This window comes from Nocardioides sp. SR21 (genome assembly GCF_022761125.1).
GTDB lineage: Bacteria > Actinomycetota > Actinomycetes > Propionibacteriales > Nocardioidaceae > Nocardioides.
In genome coordinates, this window is sequence record NZ_JAKWJR010000001.1 from 428522 (window position 1) to 449946 (window position 21425).

At 72.3% G+C, this 21425-nt stretch carries 27 protein-coding genes; 17 read left to right on the plus strand and 10 right to left on the minus strand.

The window, feature by feature from the left end:
• Nucleotides 1-6 precede the first annotated feature (6 nt).
• Complete coding sequence (locus MJ604_RS02170) at nucleotides 7-1131, plus strand: acyl-CoA desaturase (RefSeq protein WP_243056632.1); 1125 nt, start codon at nucleotides 7-9, stop codon at nucleotides 1129-1131.
• A gap of 425 nt (nucleotides 1132-1556) precedes the next feature.
• Here MJ604_RS02170 and MJ604_RS02175 read toward each other — a convergent pair whose 3' ends face one another.
• Both MJ604_RS02175 and MJ604_RS02180 read right to left on the minus strand, forming a co-directional pair.
• Nucleotides 1557-3020, minus strand: a complete 1464-nt coding sequence (locus MJ604_RS02175; RefSeq protein WP_243056633.1) for an MFS transporter — start codon at nucleotides 3018-3020, stop codon at nucleotides 1557-1559.
• A gap of 100 nt (nucleotides 3021-3120) precedes the next feature.
• Entirely contained in the window at nucleotides 3121-3549 is a 429-nt protein-coding gene (locus tag MJ604_RS02180; RefSeq protein WP_243056634.1) for a hypothetical protein, read from the minus strand.
• Between the two features lie 50 nt (nucleotides 3550-3599).
• Here MJ604_RS02180 and rlmC point away from each other — a divergent pair, with 50 nt between their 5' ends.
• From rlmC to MJ604_RS02200, 4 genes are all read left to right on the plus strand, one after another.
• Complete coding sequence (gene rlmC / locus MJ604_RS02185; protein ID WP_243056635.1) at nucleotides 3600-4700, plus strand: 23S rRNA (uracil(747)-C(5))-methyltransferase RlmC; 1101 nt, start codon at nucleotides 3600-3602, stop codon at nucleotides 4698-4700.
• A gap of 148 nt (nucleotides 4701-4848) precedes the next feature.
• Nucleotides 4849-5682: a methyltransferase domain-containing protein gene (locus MJ604_RS02190; protein WP_243056636.1), complete on the plus strand. Its 834-nt coding sequence runs from the start codon at nucleotides 4849-4851 to the stop codon at nucleotides 5680-5682.
• An 18-nt stretch (nucleotides 5683-5700) separates the two neighbouring features.
• Nucleotides 5701-6228 carry a hypothetical protein gene (locus tag MJ604_RS02195; protein WP_243056637.1) on the plus strand — a complete coding sequence of 176 codons (528 nt, stop codon included), beginning with the start codon at nucleotides 5701-5703 and terminating at the stop codon, nucleotides 6226-6228.
• 9 nt (nucleotides 6229-6237) lie between these two features.
• Nucleotides 6238-7218: an aldo/keto reductase gene (locus MJ604_RS02200; RefSeq protein ID WP_243056638.1), complete on the plus strand. Its 981-nt coding sequence runs from the start codon at nucleotides 6238-6240 to the stop codon at nucleotides 7216-7218.
• A 4-nt stretch (nucleotides 7219-7222) separates the two neighbouring features.
• Here the strand turns inward: MJ604_RS02200 and MJ604_RS02205 are convergent, their stop codons facing one another.
• Nucleotides 7223-7366, minus strand: coding sequence for a hypothetical protein (locus MJ604_RS02205; RefSeq protein ID WP_243056639.1), 144 nt, complete (start codon nucleotides 7364-7366; stop codon nucleotides 7223-7225).
• A gap of 168 nt (nucleotides 7367-7534) precedes the next feature.
• Here MJ604_RS02205 and MJ604_RS02210 point away from each other — a divergent pair, with 168 nt between their 5' ends.
• The 10 genes from MJ604_RS02210 to MJ604_RS02255 all read left to right on the plus strand — a co-directional run bounded on the left by MJ604_RS02210 (nucleotide 7535) and on the right by MJ604_RS02255 (nucleotide 15654).
• Complete coding sequence (locus tag MJ604_RS02210; protein ID WP_243056640.1) at nucleotides 7535-7957, plus strand: hypothetical protein; 423 nt, start codon at nucleotides 7535-7537, stop codon at nucleotides 7955-7957.
• Between the two features lie 54 nt (nucleotides 7958-8011).
• A complete protein-coding gene (locus MJ604_RS02215; RefSeq protein WP_243056641.1) occupies nucleotides 8012-8551 on the plus strand; it encodes an RNA polymerase sigma factor in 540 nt (179 codons plus the stop codon).
• Entirely contained in the window at nucleotides 8548-9369 is an 822-nt protein-coding gene (locus MJ604_RS02220; protein ID WP_243056642.1) for a hypothetical protein, read from the plus strand. The genes MJ604_RS02215 and MJ604_RS02220 overlap by 4 nt, the downstream gene beginning before the upstream one ends.
• Nucleotides 9369-10220 carry an ABC transporter ATP-binding protein gene (locus MJ604_RS02225; protein ID WP_243056643.1) on the plus strand — a complete coding sequence of 284 codons (852 nt, stop codon included), beginning with the start codon at nucleotides 9369-9371 and terminating at the stop codon, nucleotides 10218-10220. The genes MJ604_RS02220 and MJ604_RS02225 overlap by 1 nt, the downstream gene beginning before the upstream one ends.
• Complete coding sequence (locus MJ604_RS02230; protein ID WP_243056644.1) at nucleotides 10220-10705, plus strand: hypothetical protein; 486 nt, start codon at nucleotides 10220-10222, stop codon at nucleotides 10703-10705. Before MJ604_RS02225 ends, MJ604_RS02230 begins: the two co-directional genes overlap by 1 nt.
• Nucleotides 10702-11553, plus strand: a complete 852-nt coding sequence (locus MJ604_RS02235) for a hypothetical protein (protein ID WP_243056645.1) — start codon at nucleotides 10702-10704, stop codon at nucleotides 11551-11553. The genes MJ604_RS02230 and MJ604_RS02235 overlap by 4 nt, the downstream gene beginning before the upstream one ends.
• Nucleotides 11550-12515, plus strand: a complete 966-nt coding sequence (locus MJ604_RS02240; RefSeq protein WP_243056646.1) for a nucleoside hydrolase — start codon at nucleotides 11550-11552, stop codon at nucleotides 12513-12515. The genes MJ604_RS02235 and MJ604_RS02240 overlap by 4 nt, the downstream gene beginning before the upstream one ends.
• Before the next feature lie 18 nt (nucleotides 12516-12533).
• Nucleotides 12534-12923 (plus strand): DUF2237 family protein, encoded by a 390-nt coding sequence (locus MJ604_RS02245; protein WP_243056647.1) that lies wholly within the window; start codon nucleotides 12534-12536, stop codon nucleotides 12921-12923.
• Nucleotides 12924-13022: 99 nt separating this feature from the next.
• On the plus strand, nucleotides 13023-13523 hold the full coding sequence (locus MJ604_RS02250; RefSeq protein ID WP_243056648.1) for a DUF4234 domain-containing protein: 501 nt from the start codon (nucleotides 13023-13025) through the stop codon (nucleotides 13521-13523).
• Between the two features lie 49 nt (nucleotides 13524-13572).
• Nucleotides 13573-15654, plus strand: coding sequence for a glycoside hydrolase family 15 protein (locus MJ604_RS02255; RefSeq protein WP_243056649.1), 2082 nt, complete (start codon nucleotides 13573-13575; stop codon nucleotides 15652-15654).
• Here MJ604_RS02255 and MJ604_RS02260 read toward each other — a convergent pair.
• Nucleotides 15647-16249, minus strand: coding sequence for a hypothetical protein (locus MJ604_RS02260; RefSeq protein WP_243056650.1), 603 nt, complete (start codon nucleotides 16247-16249; stop codon nucleotides 15647-15649). The genes MJ604_RS02255 and MJ604_RS02260 overlap by 8 nt on opposite strands.
• On the opposite strand from MJ604_RS02260, the gene MJ604_RS02265 reads away from it, so the two are divergent.
• Together MJ604_RS02265 and MJ604_RS02270 are read left to right on the plus strand one after the other, a co-directional pair.
• The gene (locus tag MJ604_RS02265; RefSeq protein ID WP_243056651.1) at nucleotides 16248-16430 is read left to right on the plus strand and encodes a hypothetical protein; all 183 of its coding nucleotides are present in this window, start codon (nucleotides 16248-16250) and stop codon (nucleotides 16428-16430) included. The genes MJ604_RS02260 and MJ604_RS02265 overlap by 2 nt on opposite strands.
• Before the next feature lie 99 nt (nucleotides 16431-16529).
• On the plus strand, nucleotides 16530-16670 hold the full coding sequence (locus MJ604_RS02270; protein WP_243056652.1) for a hypothetical protein: 141 nt from the start codon (nucleotides 16530-16532) through the stop codon (nucleotides 16668-16670).
• Nucleotides 16671-16754: 84 nt separating this feature from the next.
• Here MJ604_RS02270 and MJ604_RS02275 read toward each other — a convergent pair whose 3' ends face one another.
• From MJ604_RS02275 to MJ604_RS02300, 6 genes are all read right to left on the minus strand, one after another.
• Nucleotides 16755-17051: a contact-dependent growth inhibition system immunity protein gene (locus MJ604_RS02275; protein WP_243056653.1), complete on the minus strand. Its 297-nt coding sequence runs from the start codon at nucleotides 17049-17051 to the stop codon at nucleotides 16755-16757.
• Nucleotides 17048-18409 (minus strand): RNase A-like domain-containing protein, encoded by a 1362-nt coding sequence (locus MJ604_RS02280; protein ID WP_243056654.1) that lies wholly within the window; start codon nucleotides 18407-18409, stop codon nucleotides 17048-17050. The genes MJ604_RS02275 and MJ604_RS02280 overlap by 4 nt, the downstream gene beginning before the upstream one ends.
• Complete coding sequence (locus MJ604_RS02285) at nucleotides 18406-18684, minus strand: WXG100 family type VII secretion target (RefSeq protein ID WP_243056655.1); 279 nt, start codon at nucleotides 18682-18684, stop codon at nucleotides 18406-18408. Before MJ604_RS02285 ends, MJ604_RS02280 begins: the two co-directional genes overlap by 4 nt.
• A complete protein-coding gene (locus MJ604_RS02290) occupies nucleotides 18684-18974 on the minus strand; it encodes a WXG100 family type VII secretion target (RefSeq protein WP_243056656.1) in 291 nt (96 codons plus the stop codon). Before MJ604_RS02290 ends, MJ604_RS02285 begins: the two co-directional genes overlap by 1 nt.
• A 67-nt stretch (nucleotides 18975-19041) precedes the next feature.
• Nucleotides 19042-20157, minus strand: a complete 1116-nt coding sequence (locus tag MJ604_RS02295; RefSeq protein WP_243056657.1) for an acyl-CoA dehydrogenase family protein — start codon at nucleotides 20155-20157, stop codon at nucleotides 19042-19044.
• Between the two features lie 10 nt (nucleotides 20158-20167).
• Nucleotides 20168-21319 (minus strand): acyl-CoA dehydrogenase family protein, encoded by a 1152-nt coding sequence (locus MJ604_RS02300; RefSeq protein ID WP_243056658.1) that lies wholly within the window; start codon nucleotides 21317-21319, stop codon nucleotides 20168-20170.
• Nucleotides 21320-21425: the final 106 nt, after the last annotated feature.

Consider the following 21425-nt stretch of genomic DNA (forward strand, 5'->3'; position numbering starts at 1 on the left):
GGGGGTGTGATCCACACCCTGGCCCCCAGCGACCTCGAGCTCCTCGGCAAGGAGCTCGACACCATCCGGCAGGACGTCCTGGACGACCGCGGCGCGCGCGACGCTGCCTACATCCGGCGGCTGGTCCGGGTGCAGCGGCTCGTCGAGCTGAGCAGCCGGGCGATGCTGATGGGCAGCCGTCGCCGTACGCCGTGGCTGCTCGGTACCGCCGGCCTGGCCGTGGCGAAGGTCCTCGACAACATGGAGATCGGCCACAACGTCCTGCACGGCCAGTGGGACTGGATGCGGGACCCGAAGATCCACTCGTCGACCTGGGAGTGGGACCACGTGACGCCGGCCGCGCAGTGGAGGCGGGCACACAACGACACCCACCACCGGTTCACGAACATCATCGGCCAGGACAACGACCTCGGCTACGGGATCATGCGCGTCGACGAGGCGCAGCCGTGGGAGCCGCGCTACCTCCTGCAGCCCGCGTGGAACCTGGTGACCGCGTGCATCTTCGAGTACGGCATCGCGATGTTCGACCTCGACCTCGGCGAGCACCTCCGCGAGAAGCGGCGGATGTCACCGGAGAAGAAGGCCGACGTCCGCGTCATGCTCACGAAGGCGCGCCGGCAGCTCGTCAAGGACTTCGTCGTCTACCCGGCGCTGTCCGGGCGGGCGTGGAGGACGACGCTCGCGGCGAACGCGACCGCGAACCTGCTCCGCAACCTCTGGAGCCACTCGGTGATCATGTGCGGCCACTTCCCCGAGGGAGTGTCGACGTTCGAGCAGGAGTCGCTCGACGAGAACGAGACGCGCGGGCAGTGGTACCTGCGGCAGATGCTCGGCTCGGCCAACATCTCCGGCTCGCGGGCGCTGCACCTGATGACCGGCAACCTGTCGCACCAGATCGAGCACCACATCTTCCCGGACCTGCCGTCCAACCGGTACGTCGAGATCGCGCCGCGCGTGCGCGCGGTCTTCGACCGGTTCGACCTGCCCTACAACGCCCGGCCGATGGTCAAGCAGGTCGCCAGCGCCTGGCACAAGGTGGTCCGGCTGTCGCTGCCGAACGGCTGGCTGGCCGACACCAACCGGCGCAACCTGCTCCCGCAGCTGCGGCGGCTGGCGGTGCGGCCGGCCTGAGGTCGTCGGGTGGGTCGGGCTGGGTCGGGCTGCGTCGGGCTGCGTCGGGCTGCGTCGGGCTGCGTCGCAGTTTCACCATGTGATGCAGGCGAACCTGCACTTCACATGGCGTGCAGGCCATGAGAAGTGCCGGTTCACCCACTGAACATGGTGAAACAGCAACGGGGCGCCACCCACTGAACATGGTGAAACAGCAACGGGGCGCCACCCACTGAACATGGTGAAACAGCAACGGGGCGCCACCCACTGAACATGGTGAAACAGCAACGGGGCGCCACCCACTGAACATGGTGAAACAGCAACGGGGCGCCACCCACTGAACATGGTGAAACAGCAACGGGGCGCCACCCACTGAACATGGTGAAGCAGCAACGGGGCGCCACCCACTGAACATGGTGAAACAGCAACGGGACGCCACCCACCGCTCAGACCTCGGCGTGCTCGGGGTGCTCGGCCTCGTACTCCGCCTGCGGGCCGGGGACGACGTGCGTGGTGGCGCGGACGACCGGGACCAGGATCGCGACGAGCGTCGCGGCGGTGGCGGTGATCGCCAGCAGCAGGAAGCCGTGGGAGTAGCCGGACTCGGTGGGCAGCCCGGTCGGCTGCAGCTGGCTGGTGACCACGGTGGCGACGAGGGCGGAGCCGATGGCGCCGCCGACGGTGCGGATGTTGGTGTTCATGCCGCTGGCGACGCCGGTCTGCGACTGCGGGACGGCGGCGACCACGAGGTTCGACATCGCGGCGAACGCGAGACCGAAGGCGAGACCGAGGAAGGTGGTCTCGACGACGATCATCCAGACCTCGTCGTGGAAGAACGCCAGGCCGAACATACCGATCGCGGTGAGGCCGGCGCCGAACACCAGCAGCAGCTTGGAGCCGAGTCGCGTCGCGAGGCGGCCGGCGGCGACACCGCCGATGAAGCTGGCGACGGTCTGCGGCAGCAGCAGCAGTCCGGACTCGGTGACGGTCGCGCCGAAGCCGTAGCCGGCGATCTCGGGGGTCTGCAGGAACTGCGGCAGGAACGCGAAGCTCGAGTACATCCCGAAGCCGAACAGCAGCGCGACCAGGTTCACCGTCCACACGGTCGGGATCCGCATCATCTGCATGTCGACCAGCGGCTGGCTGCTGCGCGCCTCGGCGATGACCCACACCGGCAGCAGCACGGCGGCGACGACGAAGAGCGCGATGATCTCCGGCGAGCTCCAGCCCCAGTGGTGGCCCTGGCTCACGGCGATGAGCAGTGCGACCAGCCAGCCGGACATCAGCAGCGCGGTGAGGACGTTGATCCGGCCCGGGGTGCGCTCCGGCGACTCCGGCACCCAGATCGCGGCGGCGATCGCGGCGACGGTCGTCATGATCATCGGGATCCAGAACAGCCAGTGGTAGCTCAGCGCGTCGACCAGCGGCCCGGCGATGACGAGACCGACACCGCCGCCGACCGCGAGCAGCGCGGCCGCCGTACCGATCGCGGAGGCGACCTTCTCCCGCGGGAACTCGTCGCGGATGATGCCGAACGTCAGCGGCAGCACGCCGCCGCCGATGCCCTGGATCGCGCGGGCGACGATCATCACGGTGACGCTGGTGGCGACCGCGGCGAGCAGCGAGCCGACCGCGAGGGCGGCCAGCGCGACGACGAGCATCCGCTCCTTGCCGACCTTGTCGCCGACGCGGCCGATGATCGGGGTGAAGACCGACGCGGACACGAGGTACGCCGTGAGCACCCACGTCACCGTGGTCTGGTCGGTGTCGAGCGCGGCCTGGATCGTCGGGAGCACCGGGTTGACCATCGACTGGAGCAGCGAGAACGACGCCACGCCGACGCAGAGCACCACGAAGGTGACGCGATAGTCGGTACGGCGTTCGAGCGGGGCGGTCATCGGGGTCCTCACGGGCGCAGGGTCGGGCGTAACGCTCAACCCCACGATCCACTAGTTGATTCCGGCAACCAACAAGAAGTGCGATGTGACCTGGGTCGCGCCGGACCTCGAGTCAGCCCTTCAGCCGGCGACGGTCGCGCCAGGCGCCGGTGGACCAGAGCGCCCACAGCACGAGGACCGGCTGGAAGAACAGCCGCACGAACCGCTTCTGGTCGGTGTCCAGGCCGAAGGCGTCCGTGCCCTCGACGTACTGCGCGATGTTCCCCGGGAAGATCGCCACCAAGAACGCCGCGACCACCCACCCGACGGGGACCCTGCCGCGAGCCCAGCCGATCAGCGCCGCGCCGAGCGTCACCTCGACGACGCCCGAGACGATCACGACCGCGTCGTCGTTCACGGGGAACCAGCTCGGGACCTGGGCCTGGAACTCGTCGCGGGCGACGGTGAGGTGGGTGACGCCCGCGAAGGCCAGGATCGCGCCGAGCGCGACCCGGGCGAGCGTGCGCGGAGCGGACGTGGGCGGCGCGTCGAAGCGGCTCATGCCCGCACGCTAGCCAGGCCCGCCAAGCGCTCTCCTAGGCTGGGCGCGCCATGTTGTGCCATCACTTCGACGCCGGACGCTGCCGTTCGTGCAGCCTCCTCGGACTGCCGTACGACGTGCAGCTGCTCGACAAGCAGCGCCGGGTCGACGAGCTGGTCGGGGGAGTCGACTGGCTCGAGCCGGTCGCGAGCCCGCAGCTGGGCTTCCGCAACAAGGCCAAGATGGTCGTCCACGGCACGATCGAGGCGCCCACGCTCGGGATCCTCAACCCGGCCGGAGGCGGTGTCGACCTGCGCGACTGCCCGCTGCACACGCCGGGCATCCAGGCCGCGCTGCCCGTGCTCGCCGACTTCGTGACCCGCGCCGCGATCGCGCCGTACGACGTGCCGCAGCGCAGCGGCGAGCTCAAGCACCTGCTGGTGACCGAGTCGCCGGACGGCGAGCTGATGGTGCGGTTCGTGCTGCGCTCGCAGGAGCCGGTCACGCGGATCCAGAAGCACCTGCCGTGGCTGCGCGAGGCGCTGCCCGCGCTGGCGGTCGCGTCGGTCAACCTGCAGCCCGAGCACAAGGCGATCCTCGAGGGCGACCGCGAGCTGCTGCTCACCGGGCAGGAGACGCTGCGGATGCGGGTCAACGGGATCGACCTGCACCTGCGGCCGCAGAGCTTCTTCCAGACCAACACCGCGATGGCGGCCGCGCTGTACCGGCAGGCGCAGGCGTGGGCGGACGAGGTGGCGCCGCGGTCGGTGTGGGACCTGTACTGCGGGGTCGGCGGCTTCGCGCTGCACCTCGCCGGCCCCGGCCGCGAGGTGCTCGGCGTCGAGATCAGCACCGAGGCGATCGCCTCGGCGACGCTCAGCGCGCAGGAGGCCGGGGTGGCCGCGACGTTCGAGGTCGGCGACGCCACGACGTACGGCGGGGACGCGCCCGACCTGGTCGTCGTGAACCCGCCCCGCCGCGGCATCGGCCCCGAGCTGAGCGCCTGGCTCGAGAGGTCCGGGGTACGCCACGTCCTCTACTCGAGCTGCAACGCGCAGACCCTCGCGACCGACCTCGCCGCGATGCCGTCGCTGCGGCCCGTGCGCGGGCAGCTGCTCGACATGTTCCCGAACACCGGGCACTACGAGGTGCTGGTGCTGTTGCAGCGCTGAGGTGGTTTCGAGACAGGCCCCAGAGGGCCTTCCTCAACCACCGGGTCGGTGGTCGAGGTGCGAGGAGCGCTGGCGACGAGCCTCGAAACCACTGTCGGTGGACTACATCCCGCTGGCGCGGCAGCCCCGAGGGGAGCACGCTCGGGTCATGAGCACCGAGGAGACGTCCTTCACGCTCGGTACGGCGTTCCGCCCGGACACGCTCGGCGACGGCGCGGTCCGCGCGATGGTCGGCGTGCTCGACGCGCAGGACGTGGCGCCGTCGATCGAGCGGCTCCGGGCGTGGGCGCTGGCCGCGGGGGACGTGCAGCCCGGCGAGGTGTGCGTCGACATCGGCAGCGGGACCGGCGTGGTGACGCGACGGCTGGCCGCGGCCGCCGGTCCCGAGGGGCAGGCGATCGGCCTCGAGCCGAACGAGATGCTGCGGACGGTCGCCACGGAGCGCGCGGTCTCGTCGGAGTCGACCGCCGAGTTCCGGCCGGGCCTCGCGACCGAGATCCCGCTCCCGGACGCGAGCGTCGACCTAGTGTGGTGCGAGCGGGTGCTGCAGCACGTGCCGGACCCGGAGACCGCGATCCGCGAGATCGCGCGGGTGCTCCGCCCGGGCGGCCGGGCGCTGCTGCTCGACTCCGATCACGAGTCGCGGGTCGAGTCCTCCATCGAGCCGGAGGTCGCCCGGGAGATGCTGCTCGCGTTCATCGGCCAGCTCGCGAACGCACGCTCCGCACGGAACATCCCGCGGCTGGCGATGCAGGCCGGCCTGGTCGTCGATCCCGACATCGGGTCCTCGGCGCTGGTCTACACGCAGGACGAGCTGCGGGACTTCGAGCTGTACCGGCTGTCGGCCGACCAGGCGGTCGCGGAGGGCCGGATCACCCGTGAGCAGGCCGACCAGGCGGTCCGGTCGTTGACCGAGGCGGCCGGCCAGGGGTGGGCGTTCTCCTCGATCACCGTCTTCGGGTTCGTGTGCCGGAAGCCCTGAGTGGGCACAGTGAGACACATGAGAAGGCTCGGGATCCTCCTCGCCCTGCTGCTCGGCCTCACGGTGACGCCGGCGTTCGCCGCCGTCCCGACCGAGCGGACCGTCACCGACCCGGCCGAGCCGGGCATGGCCTGGGACATCCGCAGCGTGACCCTGCGGGCCGCCGACGGGCGGTTCGCCAAGGTCGTGGTCCGGCACAGCCGCCGGGTCGCCGCCGGCGACGGCATCGACCTGTGGTTCGACACCAACGACGACCGGGTGCCGGACATCTACGTCACCGGGGTCGGCTTCTCGGAGTACGCCGTCTTCAAGGCGCGCGGCTGGACCGGCCACGGCCGTGACATCAGCGACCGTGGCTGCGCGGCCCTCAGGATGGTCGGCCGGCGCTCGGTGGTCCGCATCGACCCGAGCTGCCTCGCGCCGTCCGCGCGGTACTCCGTCTCGGTGCGCTCCTCGGTCCACCAGGAGCCCGCCTCCACCGTCGACTTCGCGCCCGGTGAGCACCAGCTGACCCGCAAGGTCAGGTCCTCCCTGCCCGGTCAGTAGCCTCACGGCATGGAGCAGCGCACCCTCGGCAGGACCGGCCGCCGGGCCTCGGTCATCGGACTCGGCACCTGGCAGCTCGGCGCCGACTGGGGCGACGTCTCGGAGGACGACGCCCGCGCGGTGCTGCAGGCCTCGGTCGACGCCGGCGTCACGTTCTTCGACACCGCTGACGTGTACGGCGACGGCCGCAGCGAGCAGGTCATCGGGCGCTTCCTCGCGGACAACCCGAGCATCACCGTCGCCACCAAGATGGGCCGCCGGGCCGAGCAGCTCCCGGAGAACTACACCCTCGACAACTTCCGCGCCTGGACCGAACGGTCCCGCCGCAACCTCGGCGTCGACACCCTGGACCTCGTCCAGCTGCACTGCCCGCCGAGCGCCACCATCGACGCGGACGCGACGTACGACGACCTGGACACGCTGGTCGCGGAGGGCGCGATCGCGGCGTACGGCGTCAGCGTCGAGACCGTCGACCAGGCGCTGTCCGCGATCGCCCGGCCGCACGTCGCGTCGATCCAGATCATCCTCAACGCCTTCCGGCTCAAGCCGCTCGATGCGGTGCTCCCGGCGGCCGCCGAGGCCGGCGTCGCGATCATCGCGCGGGTGCCGCTGGCGTCCGGCCTGCTGTCGGGACGGTACGCCGCGGACACGACGTTCGCCCCCGACGACCACCGCACCTACAACCGGCACGGCGAGGCGTTCGACGTGGGGGAGACGTTCTCCGGTGTGGACTACGAGGCCGGTGTGAGCGCGGCGCAGGAGTTCACGGCCCTGGTGCAGGACCTCGACATGACGCCCGCGCAGGCGGCGCTCGCGTGGGTCGTGCAGCAGCCGGGCGTCACCACCGTGATCCCCGGCGCCCGGAACGCCGAGCAGGCCCGGGCCAACGCCGCCGCCGGGCTCGTCGAGCCGCTGCCGGAGCGGGTCCTGACCGGGGTCACCGAGATCTACGACCGGTACTTCCGGGAGGCCGTGCACAGCCGCTGGTAGGGGCTCAGGCGAACGCCTTCAGCAGGCGCATCCGGCGCTGGTAGCGGCGCCGCCGCCGGCGACGGGCTTGGCCGCTGAGGTGCACCTGGCCGGTGGCGTCGATGTCGAGGTTCGTGAGCATCAGGGCAGTGGTGGTGTCGGTGATCATGTGGTCGACCCTGCTCGCCTGAGGTAGCCGTCCACATCGGGAGACCTCCCTATGTGACGACCGCTCCCCAGGGTCCGCACGCTGCGCGGCACTCAGCACCCGCGCTGGCGGCGCAGCGGTCACTCGCCGGCACGACCCCTGGGAACCGATCATCTAAGGTGGAGCGCGATGAGCGACGACTACTGCGACCTGTGTGACCTGCCGTTGTCCACCTGCGTGCACGGGATGCCGCCCGCTCCGCCGCCGCCTCCTGCACCCCCCAAGGCGCCGCGCGTGCGGACCGCGACGGTGCGGAAGTCGGCCGCCGCCCCCGCGACGACGACCCGCACGGCGCCGCGGAAGTGGACCCCGCCGGAGGTCCTCGCCCCCGGCATCGTCGCCACCCTCACCGAGGCCGGCGGCGAGCTCGAGCAGGAGGAGCTGTTCCGTCGGCTCGAGGAGCTGATGGCCGACCGGCTCACCGACGCCGACCGGCAGACGACCCCCGAGGGTGAGCTGCGGTGGCGGTACGCCGCCCGGAAGGCTCGCCAGACGCTGCTCTCCGAGGGCGTGATGACGAAGGGCCGCCCCGGCATCTGGGCACTCGCCTAGAACTTTTTTCGCCCGGTCGCGAACCGATCGGGCACCTCGGTGGCACAGTGCAGCGTGACCGTCGATCAGGAGCTTCCGAGCGACCGCGATCTCCTCGCCGAGATCGCGGCCGGTGACCGGGGTGCTCTCCACGAGCTGTTCACCCGGCACCAGCCCTGGCTGGCCGCACGGGTGCGTCAGCGCTGTCCCGACCCGGCCATCGTGGCCGAGGTCGTGAACGACACGTTCCTGGTCGTGTGGCAGAAGCCCGGGAAGTACAACGCGGAGGGCGAGGTCGCGGCCTGGCTCTGGGGGATCGCGATCCGCACGCTGCTGCAGCGGCTCCGGCCCCGCAAGTCGGTGTTCGAGCGCCTGGTGCAGCTGCGCCCGGAGCAGGAGCCGTCGGCGGAGGAGGCGGTGCTGCTCGCCGTCGAGCACACCGACGTCGGCTCCGCCCTGCAGCGGCTCTCGCCCGAGCTGCTCGCCGTCGTCCAGGCCACCGTCCTGGACGGACTGTCCACCCGTGAGGCCGCCGCCCTGCTGGGCATCCCGAGCGGCACCGTGAAGAGCCGGATGAGCCGGGCCCGCCAGGAGCTGAGGGAGGCACTGCTGTGAGCATCCACGAGACCGAGTGGCACGCGGAGGACGAGCAGCTGGCGGCGTACGTCGCCGGCCGCGCCGAGCCCGTCTTCGCCGCGTCCCTCGAGACCCACCTGATCGGCTGCGCGGACTGCCGCGGCCGGCTCGCGACGTACACCCCCGACACCGAGCTGGCCTGGGGCAGGCTGGCCGACGTCATCGACCAGCCGTCGCGTACCTGGCTGCTGCGCTCGACGATCGCGACCCCGGCGCTGCTGCAGGCGGTGGCGATCGCGGTGATGCTGGTGGGCGTCGTCCCGATCCTCGTCTCCGCCGCGGCCGGCGACGCCGGCCTGGTCGCGCTGCTCGTGCTGGCGCCCCTGGCCCCGGTCGCGGCGGTCGCGCTCGCGTACTACGACGGCTCCGACCCGAGCGGTGAGATCAGCCTCGCGACGCCCGTCGCCGGGCTGCGGCTGGTCGCCCTGCGTGCCGTCGTGGTCGCGGTGGTCGCGCTGCCGCTGTCGTTCCTCGTGCTGGCAGCCTACAACCGCTGGATCGAGGAGGTCCCGATGGCGGCCTCCGTCGCCTGGTGCCTGCCCGGCCTGGCGCTCGCGGCGCTGGTGATGCTGGCCGGGACCACCCGGCTCGACCCGACGTACGTCGCGGTCGGCGCGAGCGGTGCCTGGGCGCTGCTCGTCGCCGCCGTCGTGACCGTGCGTCGCTCCCTGCGACCGGAGGTCCTCGTCGACCTCCTCGCGACCCCCGGCGTCCAGGCGTTCGCCCTGTCCGTCGTCGTCGCGGCCGTCCTGCTCACCGTCGCCCGCCGCGACGCCGTCTCGTACCGGAGGATCTGATGAGCATCACGAGCACCGACACCCTTGCGGTCACCGGACTCGCCAAGAGGTTCGGCGGCACCCGCGCCGTCGAGGACGTCACCCTGTCCGCCGGCCGCGGCGTGATCGGGCTGCTCGGCCCGAACGGTGCCGGCAAGACCACGCTGCTGCGGATGGTCGCGACCGTGCTGGCCCCCGACGCCGGCGACCTCCGGCTGCTGGGCCTGGACCCCGCTCGACCGGGCGACCGGATCGAGATCCGGCGCCGGATCGGCTACCTGCCGCAGTCGCCGGGGCTGTACGCCGGCTTCACGGCGTACGACCTCGTCGACTACGTCGCGGTGCTCAAGGAGCACACCGACAAGGCGTGGCGCCAGCGCGAGGTGCGCCGGGTGCTGGAGTCCGTCGAGCTCGCGCACGTGATGCACAAGAAGATCAGGACCCTGTCCGGCGGCACGCGGCAACGGGTCGCGCTCGCCGCGGCGATGGTCGGCAGCCCGGAGCTGCTGGTGCTCGACGAGCCCGCGAACGGGCTCGACCCCGACCAGCGGCTGCGGCTGCGCTCGCTGCTCTCGCAGTCGCAGACCGTGCTGATGTCGACCCACAACATCTCCGAGGTCTCGGCGCTCTGCCAGCAGGTGTACGTGATGTTCTCCGGCCGGATCCGCTTCAGCGGTACGCCGGCCGAGCTCGCGGCCCTCGCCGACGGCCGCGTCTGGGAGGACGGCACCCAGGACCCGCTCGCGATCCGCAGCTGGCTGACCGCCGAGGGGATCTACCGCCACCTCGGCGACCCGCCCGCCGGAGCCGCGATCGTCGCGCCGACGCTCGACGACGGGTACCTGCTGCTCGCCCGCCAGGAGCATCGGTGATGACCGTCTGGCTGGTCCCGACCGCGCGCGCGATCTCGTGGTGGCCGCTGGTGGCGGTCGCCGCCCTGCTGGCCGGCGCGAGCGCGCTCGCGGAGCGCACCGACTTCCCGGTCGTCGGGCTCCTGGGCATCGCTGCCGCCGCGTTGGCCGCAGCCGTCGTGGCCGGGCTGCACGACGCAGCGGCCGCGCTGCTCTCGGCGGTACCGACCTCGCTGGCGGTCCGCCGGGCGCGGCGGCTGCTGCTCCTGCTGCCCGTCGAGCTCGCGGCCTCCTGGGCCTCCGGGCTCAACGTGCCGCTCGGCGGCCTGGTCGCGCTCACCGCGGCCGGCGTAGCGGTCGCCTTCTGGGCGGGGCCGCTCGCCGGCGCCGCCGTACCGCTGGCGTGGGTGGTCGTGGCGCGGGCCGGTGGCTTCGCGTGGGACCAGCACCTCGCACTCGTGACGATCGCGGCCGCGGCCGCACTCTGGACAGGACGGAACCGATGATGGCCACCGCGACGTTGACGCGCCTCGAGGGCGAGCGGATGCTCCGGCATCCCGCCCTGTGGCTGGGCCTCCCCGTGATGCTGTGGTGGGTGTCGTCCACCTTCGACCAGGACTGGTCCGGGGCGCTCTACACCGGGCTGATCCCTGCCTTCACACCCCTGTTGCTCGGGATCTCGCTGGCGAGCATGTCGGCGTTCAGCCGCGAGCACGTGCCGGTCGCCGACGACGCGCCGATGGCGTCGTCCCAGCGGTCCGCGGCGCGGCTGCTCGCCGGTCTCGGGCCGGTCGCCCTGACCGCGCTCGTCGTGGTCGCCGGCACCATCTGGCTCCGGGTGCGCGGCGGGCTCGACCTCGGTGACGAGCCGGGCCGCACCCTGCACGCCCACTACACGCTGCCCGAGCTGATCCAGCCGGTGCTGCTCGCCTGCGTGGCGGTGGCCGCCGGAGCGGCGGTCGTGCACGTCGTCCGCTCCCGGCTGGCCGCCGCGATCCTGCTGGTGGTCGGCTGGTTCCTGGTCGGGACGTACTGGCTGTTCGACAGTCCGGTCGTCCGCTACCTCGCGCCCGTGCAGCCGCAGCCGTGGCAGGTCGAGGTCGGTCCGTGGGACGCCGACCCGACGGCCTTCCCGTCGACCTGGCTGCTGTCGGCGCCGGGGGAGTACCAGGACCACTGGGCCCGGATCGTCGTCTCGCCCGCGGTCGCCGCGTGGCACGACGTGTACCTCGTCGGCCTGGTGGCGGTGCTGGTCGGCATCGCCGTGCCCGGCCGGTTCCGGGTCCCGCTGCTCGTCGGCGGCGTGATCGTCGCGGCGGCTGCCGCCGGGATGCAGTCGGTGGTGGCGCCGTGAAGCGCTGGATCCCCGTCCTGCTGCTGGCGGCGGTGACGGGCTGCGCGGTGCCGTACGACGACGACGGACAGGGCTTCGCGCCGGCCGACTACGCCGCCATGCCGGCCCCCGCGCCCAGCCCGGACGCCGACGCCACGCCGGTCGTCTTCGACACCGACCTCGCCCCGGACGACCTGGTGGCGCTGACGTTCCTGCTGCGCCGCACCGACGTGTCGGTCGAGGCGGTCACGATCGCCGCCACCGGGCTGGTCGGCTGCGACCCGGGGGTCGAGCTGGTCGCGAACCTCCTGGCGGTGCTCGACGAACCCTCGGTGCCGATCGCGTGCGGCCGGGCGGAGCCCGGTCCCGGCGGGCACGAGTGGCCGAGCGACTGGGCGATGCAGGCCGCCGCTGCCCGAGGCCTGCCGCGGCCGGTGGCCGACGCCCACGAGGTCGCGGAGACCGCGCCCGAGCTGATCGGTCGGCTCGCCGACCGGCACCAGGGCGCCCTGACGGTCGTCGCCGTCGGTCCGCTCACGAACCTGGCCGACCTCGCCGCGCAGGCGCCTGCGTCGTACGCCCGGATCGCGATGGTGCAGGTGATGGGGGGCGCGGTCGACGTACCCGACGTCGACGGCATCGCCGAGTGGAACGCCGCGGCGGACCCCGAGGCGTTCGCCGCCGTGCTCGCCGAGGAGGTGCCGCTGACGATCGTCCCGGACGACCCGATCCCGGCCGGGACCCCGCCGGCGCTCGACGCGCCGGTGGTCGGGCCGATCGCGCGGGCGATCACGTACCCCAAGTGGTGGGACACCACCACCGTGGCGGCGCTGGTCACCCCCGGTGCCGTGACGTCCGAGTCGGGGACGTGGGAGGTGGACGACTCCGGGCGCCTGACCCGCACGGGACCGGGCTCGGTCCTCGTGGTCACCGCGCTGGACGAGGCCGCCCTCGCGCCGGTGCTCGAGGCCACCTTCGGCTGACTGACGTAGCGTGCTCGTGTGGACGAGCTCAACGTGCTGGGTGGGCCGCTGGAGCCCTGCGGGACCGACCCGATGACCGGGTTCTACCGCGACGGGAGCTGCTCGTGCGGTCCGCAGGACCTCGGGCTGCACGCGGTGTGCGCGGTGATGACCGAGGAGTTCCTCGAGCACCAGCGAGCGATCGGCAACGACCTGTCCACGCCGATGCCGGACTACCGGTTCCCGGGGCTGCACCCCGGCGACCGCTGGTGTGTCGTCGCCGCCCGCTGGCTGCAGGCCTACGAGGCGGGCGTCGCGGCGCCGGTCGTGCTCGCCTCGACCAACGAGCGGGCCCTGGAGCTGGTCCCGTTGGAGATCCTCGACGAGCACGCCGTCGACGTACCGGGCGACCCTCGATCGCTGCTGTAGCTCGCGAATCGTCTAGTCCAGCGTCCGGATGTCCCGCAGACCCGGTGGCGCGCCCCCTAGCCTCAGATGTCCGTCTTTTCTCCGTTGTGAGGACCTGTCATGAGTGACACGAACGACTCCGTACCTGCCCCCGACACGACGTCGGCCGCCGCCCCGCCGCCGTACTCCGCGCCCTCGGGCTCGGTCGCCCCGGCCCCCGCTGCCCCGGTCGCCGCCTACGCGGCTCCGGCCGCCGGTCCGGTCGGCAAGGTCCGCAGCACCGGCACCTGCGTGCTGCTGACGATCGTCACGCTCGGCTTCTACACCTGGTACTGGTGGTACAAGGTGCACGCCGAGATGAAGGAGCACAGCGGCCAGGGCATCGGCGGTCCGATCGCGCTGCTGCTCGCCGTGTTCGTCGGCATCGTGATGCCGTTCATCTCCTCGAGCGAGGTCGGTGGCCTCTACGAGCGCCGCGGCCAGCAGCGCCCGGTGTCGGCGTCGACCGGCCTCTGGTACATCCTGCTCGGCTGGTTCTTCCTCGTCGGCGCGATCGTGTGGTTCGTGAAGACCAACGGCGCGCTCAACGACTACTGGCGCTCGCAGGGCGCCCAGGGCTGAGCCTGCACGCCTGATCGTTTGCCGCCCCGGCCGCGGGGTACGTGGGGACATGTTCCTCCGTCTCGTGGCCGGGGCGACTGCGTTCGCCCTCAGCGCGCCCCTCTCGCCGTCCACGGCCGCTCCGGCGCCGCCCGAGGATCGCCCCGCGCGGCAGTCCACCTGGGCCGAGGCGGACAAGACCGGCTTCGGCACCGCGCGTGCGACCCGCAGCAACGTCTGGTTCACCCTCCAGCGCGGCCGCGTCAGCGAGGTGTTCTACCCCGACCTGTCGACGCCGAGCGCGCGCAGCCTCGAGTTCCAGGTCTGGGGCGAGGAATTCTCGGACAAGCTGTCGCAGGACGCGACGACGGCCACGACCCGGTCGGACCCGCGCAGCCTGCGGTACACCCAGGTCGCCACCGACGAGGACGGCCACTACCGCGTCGTGCAGGAGTACGTCACCGACCCCAGGCACGACACGCTCCTCGTGCGCGCCCGGCTGGTGTCACTGGACGGCGGGGACTACCGGCTCGTCGTGAAGTACCACCCGGCGCTCGACAACGGCGGCGGCGACGACCGCGAGGCGGACGGCCCGTGGAACCAGCTGCGCGCCACCGACGGCACGGTCTCGTCGGCGCTCCTCGCCCGGCCTGGCCTCGAGGGGACGTCGACCCACGGGACCGTCACCGACGACATCGTCCAGGAGTCCCTCCTCGCCGACCGGGTCACCCTCGCGCTCGGGTTCGGCGACACCGTCGGTCGGGCCGTGAGCCAGGCGCGCGGGTCGCTGCGGGCCGGCTTCGGCGCCGCGCGTGCGGCGTACGACCGCGGCTGGCACCGGTACCTCGACTCGTTGAAGGGCGTGCCGGCCAGCGCGGCTCCGGTCGAGCGCGAGTACCTCGCGTCCCAGCTGGTGCTCGCCGCTGCCGAGGACAAGCTGCATCGCGGCGCCTTCGTGGCGTCGCCGTCGATGCCCTGGGTCTGGGGCGACCAGGTCGAGGACCTGTCCCTGCCGTCGGGCGCCTACCACCTGGTGTGGTCGCGCGACGCCTACCAGTTCGGCACCGCGCTCTGGGCGGCCGGGGACCGCGCCGCCGCCCGCCGGACCGTGCGCTGGCTGTTCGGCACCCAGCAGCGCAACGACGGCTCGTTCCCGCAGAACTCCGACGTCGCCGGCACCCCCGTGTGGGAGTCGATCCAGCTGGACGAGGTCGCGCTCCCGATCGTGCTCGCGCACCTCGTCGGCGCCGACGGCGAACGCACCTGGCGAGGCGTGCGGAAGGCCGTGGAGTTCCTGCTCTCGTTCCGCGACGAGGAGTCGGGCCGGCGGGCGCCGTACTCCACCCAGGAGAGGTGGGAGAACCAGTCCGGCTACTCGCCGAACTCGATCGCCACCCAGATCGCGGGCCTGGTCTGTGCGGCCGACCTGGCGCGGAAGCACGGCCACCGCGCGCTGGCGCGGCAGTGGCTCGAGGTCGCCGACCGGTGGCACCGCCACGTGAAGGACTGGACGGTCACCAGGAACGGGCCGCTCTCGGACCAGCCCTACTTCCTGCGGCTGAGCAAGGACGGCCAGCCGAGCAGGGGAGCGTCGTACGAGATGGGCGACGGCGGGCCGACGTCCATCGACCAGCGCGAGGTCGTCGACCCGAGCTTCCTCGACCTGGTGCGGCTCGGCGTGCTGGCGTTCGACGACCCGGCGGTCGTGAACACCCTCGACGTGGTCGACCAGGAGCTGGAGGTCGAGACGCCGAACGGCTCCTTCTGGCGCCGGTTCAGCCACGACGGGTACGGCGAGACCCGCACCGGCGGTCAGTGGACGATCACCGAGCCCGGCACCGGCACGACCCTCGGTCGCGGCTGGCCGATCCTGACCGGCGAGCGCGGGGAGTACGTCGTCGACGCCGGCGAGGACGCGTCGTCGTACCTCCTGGCGATGGCCGCCGCGGCAGGCCCGGGGGACATGATCTCCGAGCAGGTCTGGGACGGCCGGCCGCCGACCGGTGCAGCCTGCTGCGCCGCCGGTGAAGGCACCCGCGCGGCGACCCCGCTGGTGTGGTCGCACGCGCAGCTGGTGCGACTGGCGTGGACGATCCAGCGGGGATCGCCCGTGGACCGGCCCGCCGTGGTCGCCGACCGCTACCTCAGGTGACGACCGGGATCTCGATGCCGAGCCGCGCCGCTCCGGTCAGCTCCAGGTCGTCACCGGACCAGAACTTCCCCGGGTCGTAGTAGTTCGTGGGCCGGTCGGTCCCGAGCAGGCCCATCGCCTCGTAGGTCGCCGCGACGACCTCGGCGCAGTACGTCAGCTCCGCGGACGCCGCCCGGCGTACCCGCCCCCGCGCCCAGCGGCCCACCAGCTTCGCGGTGGACGGGAACGGCGTCCCGTCGAGCCGGGCGATCGTCCTCAGGACGGCGTCCTCCATCTCGGGCGTGATCCGGGCGTCGAGCTGGCGCAGCCACGCCTGCTGCTCGTAGCGCCCGGTCCACTGCTCGACCGCGGCCCGCAGGTCGTGCAGCTGGACGCCGCGGTGGTGGCTGTTGGTCCAGACGTCGAGCAGCCCCTTGCCGAGCTCGGCGTGCCACATCAGCGGCGGCAGGTCGTCGAGCACCACGGCCATCCCGACGTGGTTGACCGGCGCGTTGGTGAGGACCCGGATAGCGTGGTCGGCAGCCGACTGGCCGCGGAACAGCCAGAGGTCGCCGGTGCGGGTCAGGTCGACCGCCTGGTCCAGCGTCAAGGTCATGGAGGTCCTCGTGAAGCTGTGGAAGTGGCTCGGGCTGGCGGGCGTGGCCGGGGTGGCCGCGACCGGGGCCATCATCGCGCGTGACCAGCGGCAACGGGCGCAGCTGACGCCCGAAGAGGTCCGGGACCGGCTGCGCGAGCGCCTCGACGAAAGTCAGTCGCGGCCCGCGCCCCCTGCGTGACAGGCTTCTCCAAGTCGACTCCAAGCGGGCTCCAAGCGGGGTGTTCCACGATGGGCGTGCCCGCCAGGGAGGCGGGCAGCCGAGAGAAGGGAACCCCTCATGAAGACCACGAGCATCGAGCGCCGGCACGCTTGGCACGCCCTGTCCAAGCAGGACAAGCAGGCCCGCCTCCAGGGTATGCGCCGAAGGCACCAGACCCAGGTCGAGTTCGAGATCCTGCGACTCCAGAACCTGCGGTGAGCCGTTCGTGCGCCCGGCTGCGGCCCGGCGCTGAACCGTCGAGACACCCGAAACGGCCCTTGGAATCACTTTCCAGGGGCCGTTTCAGGTGTCTCGACGGACGCGGGCGGCGATGCCGGTGAGCCATTCGCGATGCGACAGATTGTCGGGTGGCAGTACCTGACAACCGAGAGCGTCGACGAATGCGTCCAGCTCCTCCTCGGTGGTGAGTTCGAGCAGCGCCTCTTCGACCTCCGCCGGCAGCTTGGGCGCAAGGTCTGGCGTCTCGGTCACGAACCGGTCGATGTTCTCGTCGATCGTGCCCGTCAGGTCGTAGTCCTGGTGCAGGTAGGCGCCCATGAGGTGCCACAGGGCGGGGAATCGCTCGTCGAGATCGCTCATGGCTGCGGGAATCCGGTGAGCAGTCGCCAGCCGTCCGGCATCGAGGCATCCCGGACGAGGACTGCCCGGACCCCGGTCACCCGGGTCATGTTGCCGAGCCGGTCCATGGTCCATCCCGTTGGGTAACCCATGTCGCCATCCAATCGCAAGCGGTCCCGAGGCCCGTCCAGCCACGCGCGGACCGTGGTCTGCTGCGCCTCGATCAGGTTGGAGACGGTGGCTTCTGCCGATGCCTGGTCAGGGAACGCCGATGCCCATCTCTTGCCTCCCTGGATCTGAAGCATCAGGTCATCTCGGGACTGGCTGATGTGTTCCAGACCCGTGTGGCTCCCGGAGTGCTCGTGACGGGGAATCCATCCGGGCCTCTGCTGCAACGAGCGGAGCGTCGACCGGGACTCGATGGCCATCACCCGCGCCCCGTTCACCTGCTCCGCGAACGTGCGCACCTCTCGGGACGCCGTGGCCGTCGTCCGCAGCTCCAACGCCGGCCCAGCGGCGACCAACCGCAGCGCGTCGACGATCAGCTTCAGCTCGCGCGCCGCCCAGGCCAGCCGCGCGGAGCCGGCGGCACCGGCGGCCGGGGCGGCGAGACCGGCCGAGAGGACCGAGAGAGCGCCGCCGATGACGGCGGTGGCGGCGAGCTCGATCGAGAGGTCGGTGAGGAGGTCGAGCATCTCGTCGCGCTTGGCGTCGACCTGGTCGGCGTACGCCTCGCAGGCGCTGCCGATCGCTGCCAGCTGGTCCGACAGCGTGATGACACGGGCGCGGAGGTCCTCGGTCGTGGCGATCGCGAGCGGGATCTCGGGGGAGAGCTCGTCGGCGAGGTCGGCGAGGGCGGTGTCGCAGTGGGCGGCCAGCAGCGAGACCGGGGTGGCGGCCGACCGCCACCAGCCGCCGGCCGACCGCAGCAGGGCGGTGTCGGCGTCCGGCCACACGACGCCCTCGATCTGGTCGAGCAGCCACGCGACCGGTCCAGGGAGAGCGGGGGAGTCGCCGCCCAGCGAAGTGGGTGGCGTCGCCACCAGCATCCCCACGCTGTCGTCGGCACGCGTCGGCGGGGACGAGACCGACCCGCCGGACGCGACCTCGGCCGCGTGGTGGTTCGCCAGCGACGCCTGCGCGAGGTGGCCCAGCGACCCGAACGCGCCGACCAGGTCGGCGAGCGCCGAGAGCGCCTCCGCCGCGGCTTCGTCGTACGACGCCGCGAACTCCTCCGCCGTCGCGTCGTCGCCCGCCATCCCACCGCACCCGGCCAGCCGGTCGGCCAGCGACGAGCACGCGTCGGAGGCGAGCAGGTTGGCGCTGACGAACGCGTCGACCGCGCCGGCGTACCCCTGCCCGAGGACCGCGACCCTCATCGGACCTGCTCCCACATCCGCAGGTTCGTCGCGGCGGCGTCCGCGTAGCTCCCGTGCGCCACGCCGGCTGCGGCCCGCATCACGCCGAGCGCCTCGCGCATCGACCCGAACCCGGCCTCCCACTCGGCCTGCGCGGCGGCCTGCGCGACAGCAGCGCGACCGGACCACGGGAGGTGGATGGCCGCGACGTGGTCGAGCAGCGCCTCGAGCTCGGCGCCGCAGCGCGCCATCTCGTCGATGGTGCCGAGCAGCTCGTCCAGGTCCACGGCGTACATCAGCCGAGCCGATCGATCAGCCGGTCCAGCCCGGCGCGCGAGCCGACGTCGGTCGTCGTGAAGTCGGCCTCGGCCGCCTCCAGCAGGTCGGCCATCGCGGCCAACCCGTCGAGGACGACGGCCGCGGACCGCTGCCAGTCCGCCCAGCCCTCGGCGTACGCCGCCGCCGCGGTGCCGCTCCAGCCGCCGCCGTCGAGCAGCTCATCGACCCGCCGGGCGACCCGGTCGCGGTCGCGACCGAGCTGCTCGGCGGAACGTCGGACGTCGGCGACGGCGGAGAGGAACGTCATGCCGGGAGAGTTCCCGGCGCCGACGGCCCCCGACACCGCCCGGCCGCGGCCTGTGGATAACGCCGGGCTAGAGCGGATCGACCTCGCCGTACCCGCCCACGTTCGCGGCGAGCTGCGACAGGTGGTGGTTGCCGTCGCCGAGCAGGTGGTCGAGCGCGGTGAGCCGGCTGGTGTAGTTGCCGATCGCGTACTCCGCGGTCACGCCGATCCCGCCGTGCAGCTGGATCGCCTCCTGGCCGATGTGCCGCCCGGCCCGGCTGACCTGCAGCGCCGCCCGCGAGGCCGCGGTCGAGGCGTCCTCACCCTCGGCGAGCACCATCGTCGCCCACACGGCCAGGCTGCGCGCCAGCTCGAGCGAGACGTACATGTCGGCGGAGCGGAACGTCAGCGCCTGGAAGGTGTTCAGCGGCACGCCGAACTGCTTGCGGCTCTTGAGGTACGCCGCGGTCGTCTCGAGCGAGAACTCCATCAGCCCGATCGCCTCGTTGCAGGCGGCGATCCGCGCGCTGTCGAGCACCCGCGCGATGACCTCGGTGGCGTCGCCGCCGTCGCCGAGCGGGACGGCGGGGGTGTCGGAGAACGTCACCTTCGCGGCCCGGCCGCCGTCGTGGGTGGAGTACGACGTGCGCTCGGCCGCGGCGCCGTCGACGACGAACAGGCCGGTGCCACCGCCCTCCAGGGCAGCGCTCACGATCAGCACGTCGGCACGCGCACCCTGCACGACCGGCTCCTTGACGCCGGTCAGGGTGCCACCGGAGGCGGTGACGACCGTGGCCGAGGGCGACCAGCGCGAGCCCGGCTCGGCGTGCGCGAACGCCAGGAGCGTCTCGCCGGACGACAGTCCCCCCAGCAAGGTCGATTTCTGCTCCTCGGAACCGGCCGCGGCGACCAGCCCGCCGGCGAGCACGACCGAGGTCAGGAACGGCTCCGGCGCGAGCACCCGGCCGAGCTCCTGAGCGACGATCCCGACCTCGATCGGGCCGGCGCCCATGCCGCCGTACTGCTCCTCGAACGGCAGCCCGAGCACGCCCATCTCCGCGAGCTGCTGCCAGACCTTGTCGGAGAACCCGGGGTCCTCGCCGACGGTACGGCGCCGGTTCTCGTAGTCGGAGTACGCCTTGCCGGCCAGCCCGCGGACGGCGTCGCGCAGCGCCAGCTGCTCCTCGTCATAGGTGAAGTCCATGTCGCTCTCCTCAGAGTCCCAGGATCGTGCGGGCGATGATCTGGCGCTGCACCTCGTTGGAGCCGCCGTAGATCGAGGCCTTGCGGAAGTTCAGGTACGTCGGGGTCGCGTGCCGGGTCCACAGCGGCAGCGCGGAGCCGTCGTCGGCCCCGCTGGCGAGCGACGCCGGGCCGGCGAGGTCGACGACCAGCTCGGTCACGGCCTGCTGGAGCTCGGTGCCCTTGAGCTTGAGCACCGACGACGCCGGGTGCGGCTTGCCGTCGGCGGAGTGCGCGACCACGCGCAGCGCGGTGAGCTCCAGCGCGAGCAGCTCGTTCTCGAGCTCGGCGAAGCGGGCCGCGAGCAGCTTGTCCTCCAGCAGCGGCCCGGCGAGCTCCTTGGCCTCGGCGAGGACCCGCTTCGTGGCACCCACCGGCGCGACGCCGACGCGCTCGTTGCCGAGCAGGAACTTGGCGTAGTCCCAGGCGCGGTTCTCCTCGCCGACCAGGCAGTCGAGCGGGACGCGCACGTCGGTGAACCACACCTCGTTGACCTCGAAGCCGCCGTCGATCATCTCGATCGGGCGCACCTCGACGCCGGGCAGCGTCATGTCGATGAGCAGCAGCGAGATGCCGGCCTGCTTCTTGACCTCGGGGTCGGTGCGCACCAGCGTGAAGATCCAGTCGCCGTACTGCCCGAGCGTGGTCCAGGTCTTCTGCCCGTTCACGACGTACTCGTCGCCGTCGCGGACGGCGGCGGTGCGCAGCGACGCCAGGTCGGAGCCGGCGTCGGGCTCGGAGAAGCCCTGGGACCACCAGATGTCGAGGTTCGCGGTCGCCGGGAGGAACCGCTCCTTCATCTCCTGCGACCCGAACTGCGCGATCACCGGCCCGATCATCGAGGCGTTGAACGCCAGCGGCGTCGGCACGCACGCGCGCTGCATCTCCTCGTGCCAGATGTGGCGGCGCAGCGGCGACCAGTCCTGGCCGCCCCACTCGACGGGCCAGTTCGGCACCGCCAGGCCGTGGGCGTTGAGGATCCGCATGCTGGTGACGAAGTCGTCCTTCGACAGCTCTCGCCCCTCACGGACGGCATCGCGGATCTCCTGGGGAACCTGGGTGGTGAAGAACGCCCGCATCTCGTCGCGGAACTCGGCGTCCTCCACGGACAGCGCCAGCTGCATGTGTCTCCTCCTGGGGCTCGACGACCACAACCTACCGAGAGGTAGGTAGATCTTCGGGGTCCGCCGACCGCCTTGCGGGACCCGACGTACCATCTGAGGGTGCATT

Excerpts from the sequence above, each read along its gene's own strand:
- MJ604_RS02250 (WP_243056648.1), top strand. The coding sequence starts at position 13,023 with ATGAGTGACACGAACGACTCCGTACCTGCCCCCGACACGACGTCGGCC.
- MJ604_RS02275 (WP_243056653.1), bottom strand. The coding sequence starts at position 17,051 with ATGAGCGATCTCGACGAGCGATTCCCCGCCCTGTGGCACCTCATGGGC.
- MJ604_RS02190 (WP_243056636.1), top strand. The coding sequence starts at position 4,849 with ATGAGCACCGAGGAGACGTCCTTCACGCTCGGTACGGCGTTCCGCCCG.
- MJ604_RS02235 (WP_243056645.1), top strand. The coding sequence starts at position 10,702 with ATGATGGCCACCGCGACGTTGACGCGCCTCGAGGGCGAGCGGATGCTC.
- MJ604_RS02180 (WP_243056634.1), bottom strand. The coding sequence starts at position 3,549 with ATGAGCCGCTTCGACGCGCCGCCCACGTCCGCTCCGCGCACGCTCGCC.
- MJ604_RS02265 (WP_243056651.1), top strand. The coding sequence starts at position 16,248 with ATGGAGGTCCTCGTGAAGCTGTGGAAGTGGCTCGGGCTGGCGGGCGTG.
- MJ604_RS02210 (WP_243056640.1), top strand. The coding sequence starts at position 7,535 with ATGAGCGACGACTACTGCGACCTGTGTGACCTGCCGTTGTCCACCTGC.
- MJ604_RS02300 (WP_243056658.1), bottom strand. The coding sequence starts at position 21,319 with ATGCAGCTGGCGCTGTCCGTGGAGGACGCCGAGTTCCGCGACGAGATG.
- MJ604_RS02270 (WP_243056652.1), top strand. The coding sequence starts at position 16,530 with ATGAAGACCACGAGCATCGAGCGCCGGCACGCTTGGCACGCCCTGTCC.
- MJ604_RS02205 (WP_243056639.1), bottom strand. The coding sequence starts at position 7,366 with ATGATCACCGACACCACCACTGCCCTGATGCTCACGAACCTCGACATC.
- MJ604_RS02260 (WP_243056650.1), bottom strand. The coding sequence starts at position 16,249 with ATGACCTTGACGCTGGACCAGGCGGTCGACCTGACCCGCACCGGCGAC.
- MJ604_RS02290 (WP_243056656.1), bottom strand. The coding sequence starts at position 18,974 with ATGACGTTCCTCTCCGCCGTCGCCGACGTCCGACGTTCCGCCGAGCAG.
- MJ604_RS02230 (WP_243056644.1), top strand. The coding sequence starts at position 10,220 with ATGACCGTCTGGCTGGTCCCGACCGCGCGCGCGATCTCGTGGTGGCCG.
- MJ604_RS02295 (WP_243056657.1), bottom strand. The coding sequence starts at position 20,157 with ATGGACTTCACCTATGACGAGGAGCAGCTGGCGCTGCGCGACGCCGTC.
- rlmC (WP_243056635.1), top strand. The coding sequence starts at position 3,600 with ATGTTGTGCCATCACTTCGACGCCGGACGCTGCCGTTCGTGCAGCCTC.
- MJ604_RS02285 (WP_243056655.1), bottom strand. The coding sequence starts at position 18,684 with ATGTACGCCGTGGACCTGGACGAGCTGCTCGGCACCATCGACGAGATG.
- MJ604_RS02280 (WP_243056654.1), bottom strand. The coding sequence starts at position 18,409 with ATGAGGGTCGCGGTCCTCGGGCAGGGGTACGCCGGCGCGGTCGACGCG.
- MJ604_RS02195 (WP_243056637.1), top strand. The coding sequence starts at position 5,701 with ATGAGAAGGCTCGGGATCCTCCTCGCCCTGCTGCTCGGCCTCACGGTG.
- MJ604_RS02200 (WP_243056638.1), top strand. The coding sequence starts at position 6,238 with ATGGAGCAGCGCACCCTCGGCAGGACCGGCCGCCGGGCCTCGGTCATC.
- MJ604_RS02225 (WP_243056643.1), top strand. The coding sequence starts at position 9,369 with ATGAGCATCACGAGCACCGACACCCTTGCGGTCACCGGACTCGCCAAG.
- MJ604_RS02255 (WP_243056649.1), top strand. The coding sequence starts at position 13,573 with ATGTTCCTCCGTCTCGTGGCCGGGGCGACTGCGTTCGCCCTCAGCGCG.